At 57.7% G+C, this 22,596-nt stretch carries 24 protein-coding genes; 16 read left to right on the top strand and 8 right to left on the bottom strand.

The features are described 5' to 3' along the window. Positions 1-38 precede the first annotated feature (38 nt). Positions 39-1,154: an alkene reductase gene (locus N8H71_RS01485; protein WP_262192452.1), complete on the top strand. Its 1,116-nt coding sequence runs from the start codon at positions 39-41 to the stop codon at positions 1,152-1,154. Between the two features lie 65 nt (positions 1,155-1,219). Here the strand turns inward: N8H71_RS01485 and N8H71_RS01480 are convergent, their stop codons facing one another. Next, on the bottom strand, positions 1,220-1,645 hold the full coding sequence (locus tag N8H71_RS01480) for a cupin domain-containing protein (protein ID WP_085604329.1): 426 nt from the start codon (positions 1,643-1,645) through the stop codon (positions 1,220-1,222). Between the two features lie 123 nt (positions 1,646-1,768). Further along, the gene (locus N8H71_RS01475; protein ID WP_262192451.1) at positions 1,769-2,671 is read right to left on the bottom strand and encodes a transcriptional regulator GcvA; all 903 of its coding nucleotides are present in this window, start codon (positions 2,669-2,671) and stop codon (positions 1,769-1,771) included. A 108-nt stretch (positions 2,672-2,779) separates the two neighbouring features. On the opposite strand from N8H71_RS01475, the gene gstA reads away from it, so the two are divergent. Beyond that, on the top strand, positions 2,780-3,394 hold the full coding sequence (gene gstA, locus N8H71_RS01470) for a glutathione transferase GstA (RefSeq protein ID WP_262192450.1): 615 nt from the start codon (positions 2,780-2,782) through the stop codon (positions 3,392-3,394). A gap of 20 nt (positions 3,395-3,414) precedes the next feature. Here the strand turns inward: gstA and N8H71_RS01465 are convergent, their stop codons facing one another. Further along, the gene (locus N8H71_RS01465; protein ID WP_262192449.1) at positions 3,415-4,104 is read right to left on the bottom strand and encodes an alpha/beta hydrolase; all 690 of its coding nucleotides are present in this window, start codon (positions 4,102-4,104) and stop codon (positions 3,415-3,417) included. A gap of 165 nt (positions 4,105-4,269) precedes the next feature. On the opposite strand from N8H71_RS01465, the gene N8H71_RS01460 reads away from it, so the two are divergent. Together N8H71_RS01460 and N8H71_RS01455 are read left to right on the top strand one after the other, a co-directional pair. Then, positions 4,270-4,866 carry a paraquat-inducible protein A gene (locus N8H71_RS01460; protein WP_262192448.1) on the top strand — a complete coding sequence of 199 codons (597 nt, stop codon included), beginning with the start codon at positions 4,270-4,272 and terminating at the stop codon, positions 4,864-4,866. Next, positions 4,863-5,525: a paraquat-inducible protein A gene (locus tag N8H71_RS01455; protein ID WP_262192447.1), complete on the top strand. Its 663-nt coding sequence runs from the start codon at positions 4,863-4,865 to the stop codon at positions 5,523-5,525. The genes N8H71_RS01460 and N8H71_RS01455 overlap by 4 nt, the downstream gene beginning before the upstream one ends. Positions 5,526-5,540: 15 nt before the next feature. On the opposite strand, the gene N8H71_RS01450 is transcribed toward N8H71_RS01455, so the two are convergent. Next, positions 5,541-6,290: an SDR family NAD(P)-dependent oxidoreductase gene (locus N8H71_RS01450; protein WP_007955220.1), complete on the bottom strand. Its 750-nt coding sequence runs from the start codon at positions 6,288-6,290 to the stop codon at positions 5,541-5,543. Between the two features lie 163 nt (positions 6,291-6,453). On the opposite strand from N8H71_RS01450, the gene N8H71_RS01445 reads away from it, so the two are divergent. The 7 genes from N8H71_RS01445 to N8H71_RS01415 all read left to right on the top strand — a co-directional run bounded on the left by N8H71_RS01445 (position 6,454) and on the right by N8H71_RS01415 (position 12,525). Beyond that, on the top strand, positions 6,454-7,350 hold the full coding sequence (locus N8H71_RS01445; RefSeq protein WP_262192446.1) for a LysR family transcriptional regulator: 897 nt from the start codon (positions 6,454-6,456) through the stop codon (positions 7,348-7,350). A 113-nt stretch (positions 7,351-7,463) separates the two neighbouring features. Beyond that, positions 7,464-8,456 (top strand): zinc-binding dehydrogenase, encoded by a 993-nt coding sequence (locus tag N8H71_RS01440; protein WP_262192445.1) that lies wholly within the window; start codon positions 7,464-7,466, stop codon positions 8,454-8,456. Between the two features lie 104 nt (positions 8,457-8,560). After that, the gene (locus N8H71_RS01435; RefSeq protein ID WP_262192444.1) at positions 8,561-9,415 is read left to right on the top strand and encodes a putative selenate ABC transporter substrate-binding protein; all 855 of its coding nucleotides are present in this window, start codon (positions 8,561-8,563) and stop codon (positions 9,413-9,415) included. After that, on the top strand, positions 9,412-10,209 hold the full coding sequence (locus tag N8H71_RS01430; RefSeq protein WP_262192443.1) for a phosphonate ABC transporter ATP-binding protein: 798 nt from the start codon (positions 9,412-9,414) through the stop codon (positions 10,207-10,209). The genes N8H71_RS01435 and N8H71_RS01430 overlap by 4 nt, the downstream gene beginning before the upstream one ends. Next, on the top strand, positions 10,203-11,030 hold the full coding sequence (locus N8H71_RS01425; protein ID WP_192564763.1) for a PhnE/PtxC family ABC transporter permease: 828 nt from the start codon (positions 10,203-10,205) through the stop codon (positions 11,028-11,030). The genes N8H71_RS01430 and N8H71_RS01425 overlap by 7 nt, the downstream gene beginning before the upstream one ends. Continuing rightward, the gene (phnE, locus tag N8H71_RS01420) at positions 11,027-11,794 is read left to right on the top strand and encodes a phosphonate ABC transporter, permease protein PhnE (protein ID WP_262192442.1); all 768 of its coding nucleotides are present in this window, start codon (positions 11,027-11,029) and stop codon (positions 11,792-11,794) included. Before N8H71_RS01425 ends, phnE begins: the two co-directional genes overlap by 4 nt. Positions 11,795-11,949: 155 nt before the next feature. Continuing rightward, on the top strand, positions 11,950-12,525 hold the full coding sequence (locus N8H71_RS01415) for a poly-gamma-glutamate hydrolase family protein (protein WP_262192441.1): 576 nt from the start codon (positions 11,950-11,952) through the stop codon (positions 12,523-12,525). Positions 12,526-12,701: 176 nt separating this feature from the next. On the opposite strand, the gene N8H71_RS01410 is transcribed toward N8H71_RS01415, so the two are convergent. Continuing rightward, positions 12,702-15,365, bottom strand: coding sequence for a TrlF family AAA-like ATPase (locus N8H71_RS01410; protein WP_262192440.1), 2,664 nt, complete (start codon positions 15,363-15,365; stop codon positions 12,702-12,704). A gap of 525 nt (positions 15,366-15,890) precedes the next feature. Here N8H71_RS01410 and N8H71_RS01405 point away from each other — a divergent pair. The 4 genes from N8H71_RS01405 (at position 15,891) to N8H71_RS01390 (ending at position 19,211) form a co-directional block, all read left to right on the top strand. Next, a complete protein-coding gene (locus N8H71_RS01405) occupies positions 15,891-16,247 on the top strand; it encodes a DUF7079 family protein (protein ID WP_262192439.1) in 357 nt (118 codons plus the stop codon). A gap of 356 nt (positions 16,248-16,603) precedes the next feature. Continuing rightward, on the top strand, positions 16,604-16,963 hold the full coding sequence (locus tag N8H71_RS01400; protein ID WP_085690572.1) for a DUF6124 family protein: 360 nt from the start codon (positions 16,604-16,606) through the stop codon (positions 16,961-16,963). Positions 16,964-17,270: 307 nt separating this feature from the next. Beyond that, entirely contained in the window at positions 17,271-18,245 is a 975-nt protein-coding gene (locus tag N8H71_RS01395; protein ID WP_262192438.1) for a quinone oxidoreductase family protein, read from the top strand. A 36-nt stretch (positions 18,246-18,281) separates the two neighbouring features. After that, the gene (locus N8H71_RS01390; protein WP_262192437.1) at positions 18,282-19,211 is read left to right on the top strand and encodes a LysR family transcriptional regulator; all 930 of its coding nucleotides are present in this window, start codon (positions 18,282-18,284) and stop codon (positions 19,209-19,211) included. Between the two features lie 240 nt (positions 19,212-19,451). Here N8H71_RS01390 and N8H71_RS01385 read toward each other — a convergent pair whose 3' ends face one another. Further along, entirely contained in the window at positions 19,452-20,252 is an 801-nt protein-coding gene (locus N8H71_RS01385) for an SDR family NAD(P)-dependent oxidoreductase (RefSeq protein WP_262192436.1), read from the bottom strand. Positions 20,253-20,358: 106 nt separating this feature from the next. Here N8H71_RS01385 and N8H71_RS01380 point away from each other — a divergent pair, with 106 nt between their 5' ends. Further along, positions 20,359-21,327, top strand: a complete 969-nt coding sequence (locus N8H71_RS01380) for a GlxA family transcriptional regulator (RefSeq protein ID WP_262192944.1) — start codon at positions 20,359-20,361, stop codon at positions 21,325-21,327. Positions 21,328-21,386: 59 nt separating this feature from the next. Here N8H71_RS01380 and N8H71_RS01375 read toward each other — a convergent pair whose 3' ends face one another. Beyond that, positions 21,387-21,884, bottom strand: a complete 498-nt coding sequence (locus tag N8H71_RS01375) for a hypothetical protein (RefSeq protein WP_262192435.1) — start codon at positions 21,882-21,884, stop codon at positions 21,387-21,389. A 489-nt stretch (positions 21,885-22,373) separates the two neighbouring features. Further along, on the bottom strand, positions 22,374-22,571 hold the full coding sequence (locus N8H71_RS01370; protein WP_262192434.1) for a hypothetical protein: 198 nt from the start codon (positions 22,569-22,571) through the stop codon (positions 22,374-22,376). Positions 22,572-22,596: the final 25 nt, after the last annotated feature.

Genomic DNA, 22,596 nt, shown 5'->3' with positions numbered 1-22,596 from the left:
AACCTGCCAAACGCATTTCCGAATAGTGGAGAGCACCCATGACCCAGCATCTGTTCCGCCCCATCGCACTCGGTCCCTACATACTTCCCCACCGGGTGGCGATGGCGCCTTTGACTCGCTCACGGGCCGGCCAGCCGGGCGACATTCCGACGGCCATGAACGCCGAGTATTACCGTCAACGCGCAAGCGCCGCGCTGATCATCACCGAGGCCACACAGATTTCCCGACAAGGTCAGGGCTATGCGTGGACGCCGGGAATCTATAGCGATGAACAGGTGCACGCCTGGCGTGAAGTCAGTCGCGAAGTGCACGAAGCCGGTGGATTGATCTTCATGCAACTCTGGCATGTGGGCCGCGTGTCGCACCAAAGCTTTCAACCTGACAACGCACTGCCGGTGGCTCCGAGCGCATTGCCCGTACCAGGCAAGACGTTCATCGTCGATGCCGAGGGCAACGGTGTCTGGGGAGACGTGCCGGTCCCGCGCGCATTGCAGACCCCGGAAATCGCCGCGATCGTCAGCGACTACCGCCGGGCCGCACGCAACGCGCTGAGTGCCGGCATGGACGGCGTGGAAATTCATGCCGGCAACGGCTATCTGCTGGACCAGTTCATCAACAGCAACAGCAACCAGCGCAATGATGGTTATGGCGGCACCCTGGAAAACCGCGCGCGCCTGTTGCTGGAGGTGGTCGCCGCCGTAGTCCACGAAGTCGGTGCCGACCGCGTCGGCGTACGTCTGACACCCATGGGACGCTTCATGGGCATGGGCGATGAATCCCCTGAGGCAACGTTCGGCTACATCGTGCGTTCGTTGAACCGCTGGAGACTGGCCTACCTGCACCTCGTCGAGCCCGCCGTCGTCGGTACCGTCAAGGACGAAAACTTCGACCCACGCTGGGACGCGATTATTGGCCAGTTGCGTGCGGCGTGGGACGGCGTCTTGATGATCGCCGGCGGCTACGACCCCGAGTCGGCGGAACAGGCCCTGATCGACGGTCGTGCAGACATCATCGCGTTTGGCCGACCGTTTCTGGCCAACCCCGATCTGCCTCGGCGAATTCGTGAAGGTCTTTCGTTCAATACACCGGACCCGAGCACCTTCTTTGGTGGCGACAAACGTGGATATACCGACTACCCGGCGCACGCCCAATGATGCGCTGAACATCTGCCACGCAAAGGCCTGGCACCGCGGCAGGCCTTTGCGTTTTCCGCGAAGCGTTATTGCTTGAGAATCAGCAAAGGCTCGCCTTTCTTGACGATATAAGTCGCCAGCTCCGAGCCCTTCTCGTTGCCGACATTCTTCGCGATATGCGCCACGCCGGCCGGGATGAACAGCGAATCTCCCGCCTTCAGCGTCACGGGTGCCTGGCCTTCAAGACGATACTCGAACGTGCCGCTGATCACGTAAGCCACTTCCACACCCGGATGCGCATGGTTGGGCGACGTCACGCCCGGTTCAAAGTCGACGCGGGCCTGGATCACTTCGCGATCGGCAGCACCCAGATCCTGACGGACCAGATCGGTGCGGCTCAGGCCCTGCTGCCAGCTTTTCGCCGGGGCGGCGGATTGAGTGTCAGCCGCGTGGGCGAGGCCGGTCAGCGAAACGAGTACGGCGGCAGCGGTCATCAGAAGTGTGCGGCGCATGGTGTTGCCCTCTTGGAAGTAGTGGTGTGTTGGCAGCTACTTTGAGCGAGGCATGTACTCGGGGTGTGTCCTGAGGTCGGGGTTTGTTACCTGACTGTGTATGACAGCGGCACGGATACACGCTTATACAAAAGGCGTTGGCAGCACCGCCGACAGCCAGTCTCTGAACGCCACAATCTTTTTCGATTCGGCCTGATCGTGGGGCGTGACGAGGTAAAAACCTGATTCGGATTTCAAGCGCAAATCAAACGGCGCCACCAGCCTGCCCGCCCGCAAGTCGTCATCGACATAAGTCGAACGGCCGATGCACACACCCTGGCCGTCGATGGCCGCCTGCACCGCCATCATCGCCAGATCGAAGGTCAATCGCGGGCCTTTGGCGGGCGGCAACTTCAGGCCAGCGGTACTCAGCCAGTTGTTCCAGTCGTCTGCGGTCAGGCCGCTGACGTGCAGCAGCGGCTGATGCGCCAGATCAGCCGGCGTCCTCAATGCGTTCTCGCCGGTCAACAATCGCGGACTGCACACCGGAAAGATCTCGTCGGACATCAACCAGTCAGCCCGCAACCCCGGCCAGTTGCCATCGCCGTAGCGGATCGCCGCATCGATGCCACCCTTGCGAAAATCCACCAGCTCGGTAGAGGCGCTGATCCGTACATCAATCTCCGGATGCGCCTCGCGAAACGATGGCAAGCGCGGCAACAGCCATTTGGACGCCACCGACACCAGCGTGCTGAGGGTCAGAACGCTGTTGTTGCTCGACTCCAACAGCTTTTCGGTGGAGTAGCGCAGCTCAAGGAACGCCGAGCGAATACCCGGCAAGTAGGTGTTGCCCTCGTCGGTCAGCGCCAGACCGTCCTTCAAACGCCTGAACAGACGCACGCCCAGCTCATCTTCGAGGCGACGGATCTGATGGCTGATCGCGGTCTGCGTGACATTCAGTTCTTCGGCGGCGCGGGTGAAGCTCATATGTCGGGCGGCGCATTCGAAGGCGCGCAATCCATTGAGCGATGGCAGTCGGGGAAGCATATGGCCTCTTCAGTCCATGAGATTTTGTCATACGCTAGCACTGCATTTGTCCTTTGCGAAGCGCCGTGGCGATAGCCGATTCTGAGACTCCACCTGCAAGGAGATCCCATGAAACTGTACTTCGCCCCCATGACCTGTTCGCTGTCGCCGCACATTGTGCTGCGCGAGCTGGAGCTGCAGTTCGAGCTGATCCGCGTCAACAACCAGACCAAGCAAACCGCCGACGGCCGGGACTTTCGCCAGATCAACCCGAAAGGCTACGTGGCCGCGCTGATGCTGGACACCGGAGAAGTACTGACGGAAGGCCCGGCAATTCTGCAGTACCTCGCCGACCTCGTACCCGGTCATTCGATGGCCCCGGCCAATGGCACCTGGGAACGTTCGCGGTTGCAGGAATACCTGAACTTCATCAGCTCGGAAATTCATGGCGGCAGCGCGCCGCTCTTCAGCAGCGAGATTGCCGAAGCGACCAAAACGATCTTCAAGCACAAACTGTTCAGGCGACTGGATTACCTGAACCGCATCCTCGCGACGCAACCGTTTCTGATGGATCGTTTTACGGTGGCGGACGCCTATCTGTTTACCGTGCTGACATGGCTGCCGACATTCAGCATCGCCATCGAGGACTGGCCAGCGCTGGCCATCTACATGGAGCGCATCGCATCCCGTCCGAGCGTGCGGGCGGCCATCGCGGCGGAGGAAGCCACGCAACCGGTCCTCTGACACGACCGGTTGCGTGGTAATCACCAGGCCTTGGCGGCTTCGTCGATCAACGCCGCCACTTCCGCCGCGTGAGAAGCCAACGACGCATGGCCGGCGTTCAACGTAATGACCTTTTTCGCATTGAGCCGCGCCGACATGCGCTTCTGGTTATCCGGGTGAATCATCCGGTCCTCGCTGGAAATCTGATACCAGGACGGTTTGTTCTTCCACGCAGGATTACTGATGACGTCGCCGAAGGTGCTGGCCAGCGGCGCCTTCTGCGTGACCGCCATCACCAGCGCTTCATCGGCAGGCAGATCCTGGCAGAAACTTTCGTGGAACTTGTCAGCCTTGAGCCACAGGAATCCGTCGCTGTCCGGTGCCAGATTCGGCGCAGCGGCAGGCAAATGTTCCTGAGTGATGCCGCCGGGGCTTTCGTCCTGATCCGGGGCGAAAGCGGCGATGTAGACCAGACCGACCACGTTCGGCTGATTGCCGGCCTGCGTGATGACCGCCCCGCCGTAGGAGTGCCCGACCAACAGCACCGGACCGTTCACTTGAGCGACCATTTTGCGCGTGCGCTCGGCATCGTCGGCCAGCGAGGTCAGCGGCATTTCCACCGCCCGGATCGCGCTGTAGCCCTTGCGCGACAATTCAACAATGACTTTGCCCCAGTGCGCAGCGCCGCCCCAGAAACCGTGCACCAGCACAATCGTCGGTTTGTCACTCATGATTCTGCTCCTGTTCGTGATGGATCGTGTTCAACGTCAATGGCTCAGGAGTATGGAACGCCTTGCGCGCAGCGCCTGACTGGCAGACAAAAGGCACATCAGTTGCCGAATGCCCCGGCGCTTCTATAGTGAATAGGTTCAAGCCCTCCTCCCGTCGAGCGCCCCATGGCCACGAACGATTCGCTGATCATCTGCGAGCATTGCGACTGCGTGTACGAACACGTCACGCTGGCCAGACACCAGAAAACCCTCTGTGTGCGCTGCGGCGGTGTGCTCCAGCGCTACAACGGCATGACCGTCGAACAACGCTTGGCCCTCAGTTTCACGGCGGCGATGCTGTGGCTGTTCGCCAATTTCTACCCGGTGATGAGCATCAGCATGCAGGGTCTGAAAAACAGCGCAACGCTCTGGGATTCGGTACTGGCGCTGAGTCAGGGGCCGATCACCTTCATGGCCATGGTCGCGGCGATTTCGATCATCATCGCCCCGGCCTTTCAATTGGTTCTGTTGATCTGGGTCTTGAGCTTCGCCCTCACTGCGCGCCGTTCGCCGGGGTTCAAGACCTGCATGCGCTGGCTGGAAGCCCTGCGGCCGTGGAGCATGCTTGAAGTCTGCCTGCTCGGGGCCATGGTCGCGGTGTTCAAACTGGCGGGCATGCTCGATGTGATTCCCGGCATCGGTCTGTTTGCATTGGCCGCACTCAGCCTGATGCTGATCCGCATCGCCGGGCGCGACATACGTGAATTGTGGGAGATTCCATGAAACGTCCCCCGACCGCCAGCGAACTCAACCTGTGCCTGTGCCACAGCTGCGGGCTGGCCTGCGACATGACAAACGAGCCCCACGAATGCCCGCGATGCGAGGCGCCGCTGCACCGGCGAAAAACCAACTCGCTGGCCCGCACCTGGGCCTACATGTTCGCCGCCCTGGCCTTTTACGTGCCGGCAAACCTGCTGCCGGTGATGAACACCGTGATGCTCGGCAACGGCGCCGACAGCACCATCATGAGCGGCGTGCTGGAGTTCTGGGAGCACGGCGCCTGGGACATCGCCCTGATCATCTTCATCGCCAGTATCGCGGTGCCGGGGGTGAAGTTCGTTGCCCTGACGCTGTTGCTGGTCACCGTGCAACGCGACAGCGACTGGGCGCGCAAGGAGCGTTCGAAGCTGTACCGCTTCGTCGAACTGATCGGCTATTGGTCGATGCTCGATGTGCTGGTGGTCGCATTGGTGGCGGCGCTGGTGAAATTCCAGGCGCTGGGGGATATCGAGCCGCGACCGGGGATTCTGTTTTTCGGTCTGGTCGTCGTGTTCACCATGCTCTCGGCGATGAGTTTCGACCCGCGCCTGATCTGGGATAACGCGCCGGCCGAAGAAACAGAAGAACCCCGGCACTCGACTGAACAAGTGCCTGGGCATTAACCAACTCAGATCAGATCAGATCTGCGCAGTGCCGCCGTCAACAAACAACTCGATGCCATTGACGAAGCTGCTGTCATCCGAGGCCAGGAACAGCGCAGCCTTGGCAATCTCACTCGGCTCGCCCAGACGCCCGATCGGTACGATAGACGCCAGTTGATCGAACAGCCCTTGCGTGTGTTCCGCCGGCACCAGCCCTGCCAGACCTGGCGTACGCACCGGGCCAGGGCTGATCGCGTTGACGCGGATGCGCCGTGGTTTCAGATCCAGCAGCCACGACCGGGCGAAGTTGCGCACCGCCGCTTTGCTCGCGCTGTAGACGCTGAAGTTCTCTGTGCCCTGCACCGAAGTGGTCGACGAGGTCAGCAGAATCGATGCGCCATCGCGCAGCAGCGGCAAAGCCTTCTGCACGGTGAACAGCGTACCCTTCACGTTGGCGCCGAAAATCCGGTCGAAGTGTTCTTCAGTGATCGAACCCAGCGGCAGCATGTCCCCGCCGCCGGCGTTGGCGAACAGAATGTCGAGGTGCCCGGCCTTCGCGGCGATCTCGCTGTAGATGCGATCCAGATCGTCAAGCTTCGCCACATCCCCCTGAATGCCGATGGCCCGTGGGCCGATGGCGGCGACCGCTTTGTCCAGTTCGGCCTGACGACGGCCGGTGATAAATACCGTGGCGCCCTGGGCGACGAATTCCTGCGCCGAAGCCAGGCCGATGCCGGTGGTGCCGCCAGTGATCAGTGCGATTTTGCCTTCAAGTCTGTTGCTCATGATGAATCTCCAGTAACCGTTTCGAGGTAGGTGACGGGTCGTAGGTGAGCCGTTGAAAGCGACTTTAGGCCGATCGATTGAATTGAAAAATCCGCTAAATCGGTTTTGTTTGTGCACATACATGCACAATACTCAGCGCATCTACACCACTGAGCCCGAGCCAATGAATCAGTTAATGGCGATCCGCACCTTCGCGCGCGTCGTGGAAAGCGGCTCGTTCACCAAAGCCGCCGACTCGCTGAACCTGCCGAAAACCACGGTCAGCAAACTGATCGGCCAACTGGAAAACCACCTCGGCGTGCGCCTGCTGCAACGCACCACCCGCCGCCTCACCGTCACGGCCGACGGCGCTTCCTATTACCAGTTGACTCAACAACTGCTGCACCAACTGGACGACATCGATCAGGGGTTCAGCCAGGCGCAAGGTCTGCCGCGCGGCAAGATTCGCGTGGACATCGGCGGCTCGACCGCGACGATGCTGGTGATCCCCGAACTGCCAAAATTCTTCGAACGCTATCCGGACATTCAGGTTGATCTGGGCGTCAGCGACCGCCCGGTAGACCTGATCAGCGAACGCGTCGACTGCGTGATTCGCGGCGGCCCGCTGACCGAACAAACCTTGGCCGTGCGCCGCCTCGGCGAAGTGTCCTGGACCACCTGCGCCACGCCTGACTATCTGCAACGCCATGGCACCCCGAGCCACCCGCTCGAACTGGCCAGCCATCAGGTGATCGCCTACCGCTCGGCCTCCACCGGGCGCATCCTGCCGTCGAACTTCCAGCGCAACGGCGAACGCCATCAGATCGAAGGCAAAGGCCTGATCAGCGTCAACGAAAGCAACGCGCACCTGGCGGCCGGGCTCGCCGGGCTGGGGATCATCCACACTTTCAACTACACCGTGAGGACGGCGATAGAGCGCGGCGAACTCGTGCCGATCCTCGAGGACTGGCGTCCGCCAGCCTACCCGTTTCATGTGCTGTATCCGCCGAACCGGCATTTGAGCAATCGGGTGCGGGTGTTTATCGACTGGCTGGTGGAGCGGTTTGCGCAGGTTGATTGAAGCGCTGCGGGGCATTGCTGATTTTTGCGCAAAACACCTTTGACCCAGGGCCGGTTCTTCTCATGTCCGCAGACCGGGATACTGACGGCCATCGAACTCATGAGAACCGCACAATGCAAACCGATTACGCAGCCTGGGCCTGGACATCCGGCCAAGGGCTGGATGGCCTGACACTGACCCGCAAAACCCTCGTGCAACCCGGCCCCGGCCAGGTGCTGGTGGCCAACCGCGCCATCGCCCTGAACCCGGTGGACTGGAAGATCATCGAGTGGGGCCATCCCGCATGGAGCACCGGCCGCGTGCCGGGTGTCGACGGGATGGGCGTGGTGGTCGCGGCCGGCGCGGGCGTGACCCTGCAACCCGGCAGTCGCGTGGCGTATCACCAATCGTTGGCGAGCGATGGCAGCTTCGGCGAGTACTGCCTGCTGGACGCCGCCACCGTGCTGTCGGTGCCCGCTGCGCTCGATGATGCGGCTGCCGCATCGCTGCCCTGCCCCGGTTTGACCGCGTGGCAAGCCGTGGAAAAAGTCCCTGCGAATGGCCCGGCTGATGTGCTGGTGATCGGCGCCGGCGGCGCGGTTGGCCTGCTGCTGGTGCAACTGGCGGTGCAACGCGGGTGGCGGGTCTGGGCGACCGCGTCCGGCGCGCATCATGAAAAGCTTAAGTCTTTGGGTGCGGTCGGCGTGTTCGATTACCGCGAACCGGACTGGAAAACCGCACTCACGGCCAGCCTCGGCGAACGTCGCCTGCACGCCGTGTTCGACACGGTCAGCGGCGCTCACGCAGCAGAAATGGCCAGCATGCTGGGCTACAACGGTCATCTGGTGTGCATTCAGGATCGTCAGGAAACCGCGCCGGTTCCGGCGTTCAGCTCTGCGATTTCGTTGCACGAAGTCGCGTTGAACAGCTACCACACCCACGCCAGCCTGCAGGATCGCCAATCGCTGCGCCGCAACGGCGAACACCTGCTGCAAGCCCTGTTCGACGGCAGCCTGATCGGCCCGGCGTTGCAAACGTTCGACTTCCGCGAACTGCCCCAGGCCCTGCGTGCCTTGAAGGATGATGCCGGCGGCGGGAAATGGGTGGCGCGCCTGCCCGTGGCGTGACCACACCGCAACCACGCTCCGTTTCGTCTACCCTGACGGTGCACCCGACGATGATTGCCCATCGTCGGCGCACTGATCTTGATGCCCACGAAACGGAGAATTCCATGCTCAAGCGAACCCTGGCACTGACCGCTGGTTTGGCCCTGTCCCTGTCCGCCGTGCTGGCGCAAGCCGCCGACGTGTTGAAGGTCAGCGCGATCCCCGACGAAGCCCCGACCGAACTGCTGCGCAAGTTCGAGCCGCTGGGGTCTTATCTGGAGAAGCAACTGAACATGAAAGTCGAGTTTGTGCCGGTGGCCGACTACCCGGCAGTGGTCGAAGCACTGGCCACCAACCGCCTCGACATGGCGTGGCTCGGCGGTTTCACCTTCGTCCAGGCACAACTGAAAAGTGATCCCAAGGTGATTCCGCTGGTGCAGCGCGAACAAGACGCGCAGTTCACCAGCAAATTCATCACCGCCGACCCGAACGTCAAAAGCCTCGCCGACCTCAAGGGCAAGACCTTCGCCTTCGGCTCCGTGTCGTCCACGTCCGGCAGCCTGATGCCGCGCTATTTCATGCTCAAGGACGGCATCAAACCGGAAAGCTATTTCAGCCGCGTCGGCTACTCCGGCGCCCACGACGCAACCGTCGCCTGGGTGCAGGCCGGCAAAGTCGACGCCGGTGTGCTGAACGCCAGCGTCTGGCAGAAACTGGTGGATGCCGGCAAGGTCGACACCAACAAGGTCAAGGTCTTCGCCACCACCCCGGCCTACTTCGATTACAACTGGACGGTGCGCGGCACCCTCGACCCGGCGCTGACGGCGAAGATCAAACAAGCCTTCCTCGACCTCGACCCGGCCAACCCCGAGCACAAGAAAATCCTCGACCTGCAAGCCGCCAGCCGCTTCATCGCGACCAGCCCGGACAATTACAAAGGCATCGAGGAAGCCGCCCGCGCCGCCGAACTGCTCAAATGACGTTGCGCCTCGATCAGGTTTTTCTGCGCCACGGCAACGGCGTCGACGCGCTGCGCGGTGTGGATTTGCACATCGAGGCCGGTGAGCAAGTCGCAATCATCGGCCCGTCCGGCGCCGGCAAATCCAGCCTGCTCAACCTGCTGGCCACCGCCATTCGACCCAGCAGCGGCGACATCGAAGTGCTGGGCGAGCGCGCCTGGCATTTGTCCGCCCGTGGGCGTCAACGCCTGCGCGCCCGCATCGGTCTTATCCATCAGGCGCCGCCCCTGCCGCCCCGGCAACGGGTGGTGACGGCGGTGCTGGCCGGCAAACTCGGCCAATGGAGCCTGGGCAAAAGCCTGATCAATCTGCTGCATCCACTCGATGTACCCGGCGCCCGCGCCGCACTGGCGCGACTGGATCTGGCCGACAAACTCTTCAGCCAATGCCAGCAACTGTCCGGCGGACAATTGCAGCGAGTCGGCATCGCCCGCGTGCTGTATCAGGCGCCGGAGGTTTTGCTGGCGGACGAACCGGTCTCGGCCATGGACCCGGTGCTGGCCGGGCACACGCTGTCGATCCTGTCGCGCCATGCCCGGGAGCACAACGTCACGCTGGTCGCGAGCCTGCACGCGGTGGAACTGGCGCTGTCGCACTTCCCGCGCATCGTCGGTCTGCGCGAGGGGCAGATCCTGTTCGACTGCCCGTCCGCGCAGGTCAGCCGCGACATGCTCGACACCCTCTACGCCAACGAACAACTGCAATCCCCGGCGCCCGCCGTCGCGCCGCTGGTTGTGCAGATTCCGCGATGCTGAGCGCCGACACCCGCGACCCCGCCGCACTGCCACGGTTGCTGCTGACCGGGCTGGCAATTGCCTTGCTGTGGCCCGGCATTCAGCTCAGCGAACTGGATCTGGGCGTGCTGTTTCACGCCGACAGCCAGAGTGAAATGGGCCGCTTCGTGTCGATGTTCTGGCCGCCGGAGCATGATCGCGAGTTTCTTCAACTACTCCTCAAAGCCACCCTGCAAACCCTGGCCATCGCCACCGCCGGCATGGCTCTCGCGTTGCTGCTAGCAGTGCCGGCCAGCCTGCTCGCCAGCCGCGCCCTGTCGCTGACCGCCGCCTCCCGCAGCGGCCGCCCGAGCCTGTTGGGCCGCCTGCTGCGCTGGCCGGTGCGCGGGCTGCTGATCTTCCTGCGCAGCGTGCCGGAAATCGTCTGGGCGCTGCTGTTCGTGCGCGCCGTCGGCCTCGGCCCGGCGGCGGGCGTGCTGGCCATCGCGATCACCTACAGCGGCATGCTCGGCAAGGTCTACGCCGAAATCTACGAATCCACCGACCAACGCCCGGCCCACGCCCTGCTCCAGGCCGGCAGCGGCCGCCTCGCCAGCTTCGCCTACGGCGTATTGCCCAACGTCGCGGCGGAACTGCTCTCCTACACCGTCTACCGCTGGGAATGCGCCATCCGCGCCTCGGTGGTCATGGGCTTCGTCGGCGCCGGCGGCCTCGGCCAACAGATCGACCTATCGATCCGCATGTTCGCCGGCGGCGAAGTCGCCAGCATGCTCCTGACCTTCCTCCTGCTCGTCCTCGGCGCCGACCAACTCAGCCGCCTGCTGCGCTGGAGGCTGGCATGAAACGCCTGATCAATCCGTTGCTGATTCTCGCCATCGTTGCAGCCGTTATCGCCTCGTTCGCCTACCTCGGCCTCGATCTTGAAGAACTTGGCAGCCCTACCAGCCTGAAACAGATGGGCCTGTATGTGGCGCGTTTTCTCAGCCCTGACTTCAGCGCTGACTACCTAAGCGCCATCTTGCGCGGGTCGATGGAAACGCTGGCCATGTCTGCGCTGGGCACCCTGCTTGCTGCCGTGTTGGGGCTGTTATTGGCGCTTCCCGCCGCTGGCCGGTTTGGGTGGTTTTTTCAGAGTGCTGCGCGCCTGCTGCTCAATGCCCTGCGCGCGATTCCTGAATTGGTGTGGGCTGCGTTGATGGTGCTTGCGGCTGGGCTTGGGCCGAATGCCGGGACACTGGCCCTAGCCCTGCACACCACGGGCGTATTGGGACGGTTGTTTGCTGAAGCGCTGGAGAACACGCCGCCGGAGCCGGCGGATGCGATTCGGTTGCAAGGGGGGAATCCGGTGACGGCGTTCTGCTACGGCACGCTGCCGAACCTGGCGCCGCAGTTGCTGGCGTACTGTTTGTATCGGTGGGAGAACAATATTCGGATGGCCAGCGTGCTGGGGTTTGTCGGGGCTGGGGGGTTGGGGCAGATGTTGTATGTGAGCTTGAGTTTGTTTCAGGAGGCGCAGGCGGGGACGGTGATTTTGGCTATGCTGATTTTGGTTTGGGGGGTGGATTCGTTGAGTGCTTGGAGTCGGGGGCGGTGGGTTAAGGCTTAGGTTATTACTGGCTCCACCGAACGCAGATGCTCTACCACGATTGTTTACTGCTACAAGCCGCGTTCGAGATGTGTGAGATCGGAGCCAGTTCGGTAGAAAGCAAGATAGTGGCTAGACTGCTGAGACGACCTTAGTCCGCCCAGGGAGCCGAACCTATGTCCGACAAGTACGTCAATTTTGCAGCCCTTTCAGGATCAGAGTCCGATGAGGCCTACCGAATCGTCGTTAGACAACGGAATAGTGCAATAGCTTTAATCGCTCCTCACGCCGGAAAAATCGAGTTTGGAACATCAGAAATATGCTTGAGTGTCGCAGGAGAGGATCTCACCTATTATTTATTCGAAGGTTGCAAGCCGGACAACAATACAGACTTACATATCACTAGCTCACGCTTTGACGAGCCGAAAGGACTCGATATTGCGCAATCTGCTCAGATGGTTGTAACGTTTCACGGCCAAAAAGGGAGTGACCACTTCGTAAACGTTGGGGGATTAGAAGAACAACTCTGCGTATCACTGATCTGCCACCTTAGGGCTGGTGGCTTCGTCGCAGACTGGAATAAAAATCCGAATCTTCAAGGGCGCGAAAAAAACAATATTTGTAATCGTGGGATCAAAGAGAAAGGCCTTCAGTTAGAAATTTCCCGTGGTTTGAGAGAGGCATTGACGACAGACAAGAAAGCTATGGAGTGTTTCTCTCGTGCTGTCAGATCTGCATTAGACAAAGCTTAACAACCTGCTCAAAATTTCGCGTTTTATTTTCTACAACTGAAGCTCGACACCAGATAAATTAGTAGCAGCTAATGAGCAAACAAAGGAACTGATTTACCTTCATAATCACTGCATTAAAAATAAATCAGCCCCTCTAAACACTCTCAAATCAGTTTTTTTCTTTTGCCATATCGATTTTATATTCCATATTTCTGCTCTCTCCTTTCAAAAGCCACATGACCACCTTCAAGAATAGAACATATTTTTGACCTAACCCCTACTCCAGTCCTCACATCTCCTTCTTCCAAAGCGCCGCCGGAGTAGGATATCAAGTCACCATCATTATCAGCCACGATAACTTGCTCTGCATCTGAGTTAACAACCAAATTAGCATTATGAGTAACTATAATCACCTGACGGTATTTTTTAATCGTATTAAACAGAGGCACCAACTGACTTACAATAAACTCATTATCAAGATCATCCTCTGGCTGATCGAATATAAAAGGGCTTCCAAATGGATCTGTAGCAAGCTTAAGACACACATAGAACGTACCTCGCTGCCCCACAGAAAGCTTGCTCACAGGCTTCCCCTTGTATGTAAAATCAGCATTAACGTATAAATAATCCTTAATACTTCCAGGAGAAAATAGATAATTTATCAACTCATACCTTCCTCCTTGATTAAAAAACTCATCCTTCCAAAAAAACTCCTCCGCCGAAATTAGCGCTCCTTCTATATTGATAATTTTTTGACCAGAAAGGAGTCGAAAAAAATCTTCTTTATCTCTTACGCCAAAAGTAGCCACCAACTTATCCAGCGAGGTTTGCTCACCAGAGCTTCGAAATTTCCCCCGATTTATGCAACGCTCAAGTCCAGAATAAAAAGAGGCGATATCAAAAACGGTCCTACCAATTATATTTATATCTTTCAATATATGCTGGACAAGATTATTTTGCTCCTCATTCCAGGCTGGATTTTGCTGTTGCAAAAGACCAAAAGCACTATCAATCTCTAGACGAGTATTTTCAACGTACGAATTATACTTTCCGGCCAACTCCCCCCTTCTCGCGACATAATTGCGATATTCGGATGTTTTCGAATCAATCTCAGTAATTTTGTTTTTTGCTTGATCAATTGCGAACTGAGAATCCGCCACCTTATGCAACAGCGATGATATATCTTGATTTATACCTTGGCTCGCAAATTCGGCCCGTATGTCATTATTATCCCTTTCCAGCTCCAATATATGCGCATCCGCACTCCCAATATTAAGAGCTATCACTTGGATTATTTCATCCACAACTATGTGCGGCATTTTTTTCAGCGAATCACGATATCCATTATACTCGGACACTCTCAAATTAAGCTGCTCGATAGAGCGCTTAACCTCTGATAGTATTTCCAACGACCTGCCGGTAAAAGCTTTTTTCTCATTTATAGTACTGGAATTGGCTTGATACCGCTCAATCAATGCATGATTTTGCGGATTAGTTAGAGTACTGATTAGTTGCGTGTTTTTCTCAATTATTTCATTTTGGTATCGTGGCGTATTGATCTGCGCGCCGTTTTGGTCCTTAGCTTTCCAATACTCAACAAAAGCTCGATACTCACCAAGATTCTGTGTAAGTTCCTGCGTAGCGATTGGGTCGTAAGGTTTGAACCTTATGCCTAACATCCTCTTTATCTCGTCACTTAATGCAGCAGGATCTTTACTGAAGCTATGTATATTCCCTTGGGACACGTGCAAATATGAGTAAGAGTCTTCCGACAAGTCGTTAAATTCGATTTCAGCCCCATCACCCCCTCCCTGATTCAGGGTTATTGATAGTTTCTCCACCTTGACATTCCTTACTCTATCCGTCCCTTGGCAGTTACCCAATCTAGAAAAAATCGCATCAAGAAGTAAACTCTTACCCGTACCTCGACCGCCGATAATTGCCACCATATTGGGATTTAACGGAATATTCTGTTCAGAAAAACTTATCTCTCCACCTTCAAATATTTTCCCCTCAATCGAAATATTACTAAAATATGGCTTAACGAAACTCCTATCGATGAAATCATCTGTCTGCTGAACCCTATCGGCCGGCTCAAATATCGTTTGACGTAGACCTTGGAAATTTGGCTTCGCTTTTACCCAGGTAAATTTCTCCCCGATTTGATCTATTGAGTGGGCATCAGAACATGTAAAAACCGGTTTTGCGGGTGCATTTGGGAAGCGAGTTGTTAACAAAAAGAAATCACGATCCTTGGGTCGACCAAAGATTATCTTACTGAATTTATCTATTTCAAGGGCGACGGCTACGGATCTACCTTCATTTTTATTTGGCTGAAATCCACCATAACCATTTGGGCACATCGCAACGATAAAATCCTTTCCAACTGTCAGGCTATTTTCTAAATGCTGAATAACGGCTTGCGGATCAACCACGATTTGGCCAGCGTCTAAGCGACTGGAGTTGAAAGATTCTTCTGAACACCAAATCGCTTTTCCATCTTCTGTCGTATTGGTAACAACTAGCTTTGACAGAAGGTGATTAATAGTTCTTGTAGCAACATGCTCAGAAAATATTATATGTATATTTATCCACTCACCATCTTTATTTGGCTGATTTATTCTTAACTCAACATTCCCCAAGACCGTTGCTCGCGAACCTACTCTAGATAGAGCATCTCCAACCTTCTCCAACTCATCTTCCTTAAAATAAAAATAGTTGGTAACCCCCACAAGAGCCAGTTCTTTCTCTTTAATTTTTCTTGCGAAATCATCAATGCTCACATTCTTATAGTTATTATTTAGATTAGTTAGCGGTGAGTGCAAGTGAAGATCCCACTTATTCCAAACTGAACCTATCATCGCCACGCTCCAAAATTAAAACCACATATAAGTAAGTCTAATTTAAATTCAGCTATAACCAAGCGCCCAGATCTCCAATCAACATCTAGACCACGTTAACTTATCGCGAGCAACAACCAACCTAAAAACCGATCAAGCCTCTCTCTAGAACAGAACCTATTACTTATCTTCAAAACCAAAGTCCTTATTAGAGATTAACTTCGCCGAGCTTCAATCATCACTTGGAGCGATCATGTCTTCGTCGAGAGTTCATCCATCGACATGTTGTTTTCAATTCGACTTCGCCCTGACTCTTGAAAATTTCGCGAAAGTTTTTCGGGGAGGTCAATTCAAGTACTGCGCACGCTCGACGCGCTCCGTGTCATTGCTCTTACTTCCCCAAGTCCCCTAATTCCGTCCGGAGAAAGTTCTATCTCGGTCTTTACTCATGGTCATCTCCTAGGCAATGTGGTCATTGAGGTATAGCTCAGTACCATCAAAACGCATACACGCCATACGCTGGACGCGAAGCAGAAGGTTTTTGTATTGGGACATTTTCTAAGTGAACCGCGGCTGACCGACATCAGATCCGCACTCTCATGGCCTTTCAACGATTTACCGGTCGAATACGACTATGTAGCTGCGGAGGTCAGAGGCATCGATCCAGATGTGCTCTACGAAATCCTTTATTCAGAGGTCGCGCCGGTGTGCTTCACCAACCTTGTGGCTGCTGTGCCTCCGGTATGGACTGGCTTTGATCCAGACTCGCTCAGGGTAATGATCGAGGAAAGGCTGGCTGCCAGGGAGAACAATTGGTTTCGCAGGCAGTTTGATAAGGCGTTGGTTCGCTGGCTGCAATACAACTACGGCTACATCTGGAAGGAGATTTCCTCCAGGCTTTGAACGCTTAAACAGGTCCGTTTAAAGCAACCCGCCGTAACTTCCCCGAGGCTACAACGCCTTGCGCCATTGCCTACGACTACGCCAGAATCCGCCGGCTTGTGCGTCTACGACGCGGGTCTTATCGTTTCCCGGTCACTGAAAAACAGTGATGGGGTTTGGTAGCCCGAGACAAACACAAGATGCAGAGCTCACCATCGCGGCGGTCAATCGCCCCGGTTTTATGGTGGCCATGCACAGGGCGTCTTCGGGCGCGCCGGTCTCCTTGTGTCCCGGTCTACCAACCTGCGTATGGCCACCACCCAACGTTTGGTAGCGAGTGGGTGATGGCTCCTGATGACGACACAAGGAGTTTCACCATGATCAAACCAACACCCAACCCACCCGAAACCGACCCCACCTCCCCTTACGAATCCCCAAACTCCAAAAAACTCCACGACGCCGCCGAGCGCGCGCTGGATCACTACCTCTTCCCCGCCGCCGGGATCATGTCGTCCTTGAACGAGCCCGAGCGGATGTACCTGGCCAATCCGAAGTACAACACCGAATGCCTACTGGCCAACGCCAGCGAAAACCTGGGCGCAGCGAGTGAGATGCTCAGCAATTTCGCGGCAACGCTCGATCCGTCGCATCGCAAGACGGCGATCGGTATTGCGCAGGTGGTGATGATTGCCGAGCTGGCGGTGAATCAGGCGCTTGATCACGTCGAGGTCGCGTAACCGGCGATGGCTGTAGTAGCCGTTCGCGGCGGCTTCTACAGCGCGACTTGTTGAGTCCCCTGCTATTGCATGCAAAAGCGAGGCTCAAGGTTATGGAATGCAAAACAGCCCGGGCCGGCACCCTCGTTAACTACGAAGGGCGTCGGCCCGGGCTGTTTGCGTTTCAGTAAAAGGCTTTGAATTCGAACCATGGTGCGTTGATCCAATTACTGCAAGTAATGCACATATGAACTGCAACCAACCCAACTAGTGCTCCCCACGCAGGTCTTTAGACTCTCCCCACAATCAACGTAAGGGAGCCTTCAACATGGTCACCACCGCCGTCATCCACCAAACCGGTGAGCCTCAAGTCATTCAGCTTGAGCAATCCACCGCGCAAACACCCGGCCCCGGTGAGGTCTGGCTTGAGCAGTTCGCCATTGGCGTCAACCCGCTCGACTTGAGCCAACGTTCCGGTGCCGCGCCGCTGGCGTTGCCTTCCGGGTTGGGGCTTGAGGGCGCCGGGCGGGTTATGGCGGTGGGGGCCGATGTGACGAACGTGGCCGTCGGCGACCGGGTCGCTTATGCCACGGGCCCCATCGGCGCCTATGCCAGCGCCCGCCTCTACCCGGCCAATCGGTTGGTGAAGATCCCCGACAGTCTGAGTTTCGAGGACGCGGCGGCTGTGCTGTTCAAGGGCATTACCGCGCAGTATTTGCTCAAGTCCACCTACCCGGTCGGGCCGGGTTCGACGGTGCTGATTTACGGCGCGGCCGGTGCGCTGGGGCAGATCATGGTGCCGTGGGCGAAGCATTTGGGGGCGTTGGTGATTGGTGTGGTGTCCAGCGCCGGGAGTGTCGAGCGCGCCAGGTTGGCGGGTTGTGATGAGGTGTTAGTGTTCGATGCGGCGACGCTGGCCGACGCGGTGAGCGACTTCACTCAGGGCAAGAAAGTGGATGTGGTGTACGACCCGATTGGCCGGGTGTCTTTTGAGGCGTCGTTGAATTGCCTGCGTCCGCGAGGGTTGCTGGTGTCGTTCGGCATGGCGTCGGGTGCGCCGGCGCCGGTCGAGATCAGCACCCTGAATGCCAAGGGTTCGTTGTTCCTGACCCGACCGTCCCTCGCCGCCCACACCGCCACGCCGGAGGAATACCAGCAGCGTGCAAAGGACGTGTTGCAAGCGATTGACGCCGGTATCATCCAGCCCAATGTCGGGCGTCGTTATCCGCTGGCGGACGCCGCCCGGGCCCATGCCGATCTGCACCGGGGCGGTTTGCCGGGGGCGGTTGTGCTGGTGCCTTGAGTCCTTTTTCGCGTCATCCACGAGGGTTGTCGTTGCATGGATCTGTTCGATAGCCGTCAGGCCGATGAAGTCGCCACCCTGCTGGCCCTGGCCGAGCACGGCTCGTTTGCGGCGGCGGGCCGGACGTTGCAGCGCCATCCCTCGGTGCTGTCGAAACGGCTCAGCGCGCTGGAGTCGCGGCTGGGGGTGCGGCTGATCGAGCGCACCACCCGGCAATTGCGCTTCACCGATGAGGGCCAACGGTTGGTGGCGCGGTTCGGGCATGCGGTCAGCCTGATTGCCGAAGCGGAGCAGGATGCGCGCGAGGGTGCCGCCGAGGTTCGCGGGCGTTTGCGCATTGCCCTGCCGGCCGCCATGGGGCGGCTGTGGCTGGGCGATATCGTTTCGGCGTTTGCCTTGACCCATCCGAACGTGGCGCTGGAAGTTGAATATGCCGAGCGCTTTGTCGATATCGTCGCCGAAGGTTTCGATGCGGCGATCCGCATCGGCGAGCTGGCGGACAATCGGCTGGTGGCGAAAAAGCTCTGCGATCACCGCCGAATCCTGTGTGCCGCGCCCTCCTACCTTCAACAGCACGGCGAGCCGAAAATACCGGCGGATCTTGCCGCTCATCACTGCCTGGGGTTCACCGGGCTGCATTCGTATCCCGAATGGCGCCTGACTCGAGGCGATGACAAACAAACCGTCAAAGTCCGCAGCCGTCTGGTCAGCAACGACAACGAAGCGCAGCTGTGTGCCGCGCGCATGGGCGTGGGGATTCTGGCCGGCGGCGACTGGCTGATGACCAAGGACCTGCGCGAGGGGCGTCTGGTGCGGGTGCTTCCCGAGTGGCAACTGGATGCTGACACCGGGGTTTATCTGGTGCGGCCTTCGGCGCGGTTCAATACGGCGACGACTATGGCGTTCAAGGAGTGGATCGAGAGCGCTTTTGCCGAAGGTGCGCCTTGGCTGATGCTGCCCCGCTGATTTACCAGCTGCGAGGGAATTTCGCGCCGGCCTCGGCATCGATGTGTATTCATTGAAATGGGGACGGATCTGTTTATCCGTGGCGTGAAAATAGATCTGTCCCCATTTTTGCTGTCCCCATTTTTGCTGCACCAATATATGAGCGGTGTGATTTCCCATACGAACAAATGAAAATGAGGCAGATCTGTTATCCGGTGACGGGATAAAAGGTCTGCCTCATTTTTTGCTTCAATGCCTGCGTCAGGCTCCAGTGCGATAACGTGCAGCCGCCTCACTCAACGACAAATTGGGCATGAGCTTCTGACGCGCAGCCTCGTAGGCATCCAGATCAGCAATCTCCGGAAGCGCCGGGATGGTGACGAACTCGCCCTGATCGAGGCCGGACAGTGCCGCGTCCACCATATCTTCCGCACGCATCACGATGGCTTCCGGCAGATGCTCCAGCGGTGTGCCGGCCACGCCCCAGAACTCGGTGGCCGTCGCGCCGGGCAAGACTGCCTGAACGCGCACGTTCTTGTCCGCCAGTTCGTGGCGCAAGGATTGGCTGAACGCCAGGACGAAGGCCTTGGAGCCGCCGTAAACGCCATTCAACAACTCCGGGGCAATGCCCACGATCGAGGCGATGTTGATCAGTGTGCCGCCGCCACGGGCGACAAAACCCGGAACAGCCGCGTACGTCAGTCGCATCAGCACGTTCACGTTGAGCGTGAGCAAGTCTTCGAGTTTGTCGACGTTCGACTCCAGCAAGGGCTGTGTCGCGCCAACGCCGGCGTTGTTCACCAGCAGAGAAATGCTGGCATCGGTCTTCAGTCGCTCTTCGACCCGTGCCAGATCGGCCCGGTCGGACAGGTCAGCGGCCAAGACTTCTATGTTGCGACCGGTTTCGTCACTCAGGCGTTTGGCGAGGGCATTGAGACGGTCGCGATTTCGCGCGACCAGGATCAGGTCGTGGCCACGGCGGGCCAGGCGTTCAGCATAAACGGCACCGATGCCGGACGAAGCGCCAGTGATCAGGGCAGTACCGAGGCGGGATTGAGTCATGTCGAGTCTCCAGGGTGGTGGGAAGCACTGGAGAACAGCATGCGACGGCTAGGCGATATCTCAAATGACGTATAGGGTAGTGATTCAGGACATTCGAGATAAAACCATGCATCGCATAGGCTATTTGCTCACCGACGGCTTTCAGGTGCTCTCGCTGGCGACCCAGACTGTTTTCGAGTTCGCCAACCAGATCGCCGAGGAGCCCTTCTATAGCGTCGAAAACTTCTCGCCGGACGGCGGCATGGTGCGTTCCTCGCTGGGGCTGGCCCTGGAAACGCGCCCGCTTCAGGCGCCCGGACTGGCCGATACGTGGATCGTTGTCGGGGTCAACGACCCTGTGAAAAACGAAACGCCTACGGCAGTGCTCGATTTCGTACGCAAGGCCGGCAGCCAGGCCAGACGCACTGTCGGTATCTGCACGGGCGGTTTCATCCTCGCCGAAGCAGGTCTGTTGAGCGGCCGACGTGCGACAACCCACTGGGCCTACGCCCAGACCTTGCAGAAGCGCCATCCCGAAATCAGCGTCGAGGTCGACCGCATCTATATCGTCGACGGCTCCTTCTGGACGTCAGCGGGCATGACTGCCGGGCTGGATCTTGCGGTCGGCATGGTGGAGAAGGATTTGGGGGCCGAAGTCGCCCGCTCGGTGGCGCACAAACTGGTCATGCACCAGCACCGGTCCGGTGGGCAGTCGCAGCACTCGGAAATGCTCGACCTCGCGCCCAAGTCCGACCGTATCCAGAGTGCTCTGAACTTTGCGCGAAAACATTTGAACCGCGCGATCAGTGTCGAGGAACTGGCCGGCGTGGCGCACCTGAGCCCTCGCCAGTTCACCCGTATTTTCAGCGCAGAAACCGGTCAGTCGCCCGCCAAGGCCATCGAAGGCCTGCGCCTGGAGGCCGCTCGTTTGATGATTGAACAGAGCCGCCATTCTCTCGACGTCATCGCCAGCGAATCGGGTTTTCGTGATCGCCGCCATATGCGTGAAGCGTTTATTCGGGGGTTTGGCGTGCCTCCGCAGGCGGTAAGGCGCGATGCTCGTCGGGTGGTGATTGATCGGGTTGCAGATCATTGACTGATGGGTCGGCAAGCCTTCATTCAGCAGAAATTGGTGAGCATTTTTTTGCTCCTGCTTCAGCCCGCCTTTTTGTCGGAGCCTTTTATGTTCTCGATCAGGTCAACGACATAGTCTTGATTGAAGCCCGCCACAAATGACCAGAACAGCAACTTGGCATAGGCCGCATACCCTTCCGCATGCTGGCAAAAAATATCGTTGAAGATTTGCTTCAAACACTGCGGATCATCGTCTGGAACGATCACCGGAAACAGATCGCCCTTGATAACGCCGGAGAGGAACAAAAGATACAAGAGCCCCGCCAATATCCCGCCTATGAATGAAGGCAGTATCAAGGCGAACCATGATCTGGAGAGGTTTTCGATTTCCGGATCAGTGAGTATCGACAGTCGTCTGTGAAACCCTACGTAGCCGCCGATATTCCCGGCGATACAAACGATAAAGGGCACTTTGTAGTCGGGCAGACTGTAAGTGACGGCAATCGCCAGCCCCAGCAAGGCTATGAAAAGCCAGAATATCCGCTTCCAGATGACGTTAAGGTCTTCCTGACGATTCATGATCAGCTCCCTGATCCTGACCCCATGATGATTTTTTAGACGATAGACGAATCCTGTCGAATATATGGCGGATCAAATCGAAAAATGCCTCGAAGGTCTGTTCTGAAGCAAGGCGTACTCTCGCCGCGTGTTGGGAGCCGTCAGCAACAGATCAGGAAAAATGGGGATCGACCTATTAATCCTGAACGTGAAAATAGTCCTGACACTCCCTACACAAGCCTACAAACTCTTACGCAAGTGCCTACAAATTCGCCAGAAAGCGCCAGCTTTCAGGGCTCGCCCTCAAGTCGTATCCTTTTTTCCGTCACCCACATCCCGCCCAAGGCATTAAGCCGTCCTAATCATCCAGGACGTGCCAAACCCTTGGGCGTTATTGTTTTAAAAAAACGGGGGGGGGCAGATCTATGAATACGAAGCGTGATGATAGATCTGCCCTACTTCTTACAATGAAGGCGCGAAGCCTGCGCGGCGACCCATGATCATTGGCTTTTACCCGCTGCGGAACTGGATGAGCAAAGCGATGAATGCCACGAACGGTGCCAACAGCACCACCCCACCGACGGCGACTGCCCAGCCCCAGGCAAAACCACTTTCACCCTTGAATCGACCGCTACTCAGCAAGCCAAGCACGTAGACCCCGATTCGATGAGCCAGCCGGTTGAGCAGGATATCGAGGATGTAATCCATTCTTTTGCCTCGTGCCTCGTGCCTC

The sequence above is a fragment of the Pseudomonas koreensis genome (genome assembly GCF_025447595.1).
GTDB lineage: Bacteria > Pseudomonadota > Gammaproteobacteria > Pseudomonadales > Pseudomonadaceae > Aquipseudomonas > Aquipseudomonas koreensis_H.
This window is presented reverse-complemented; position numbering and strand designations above follow the sequence as displayed.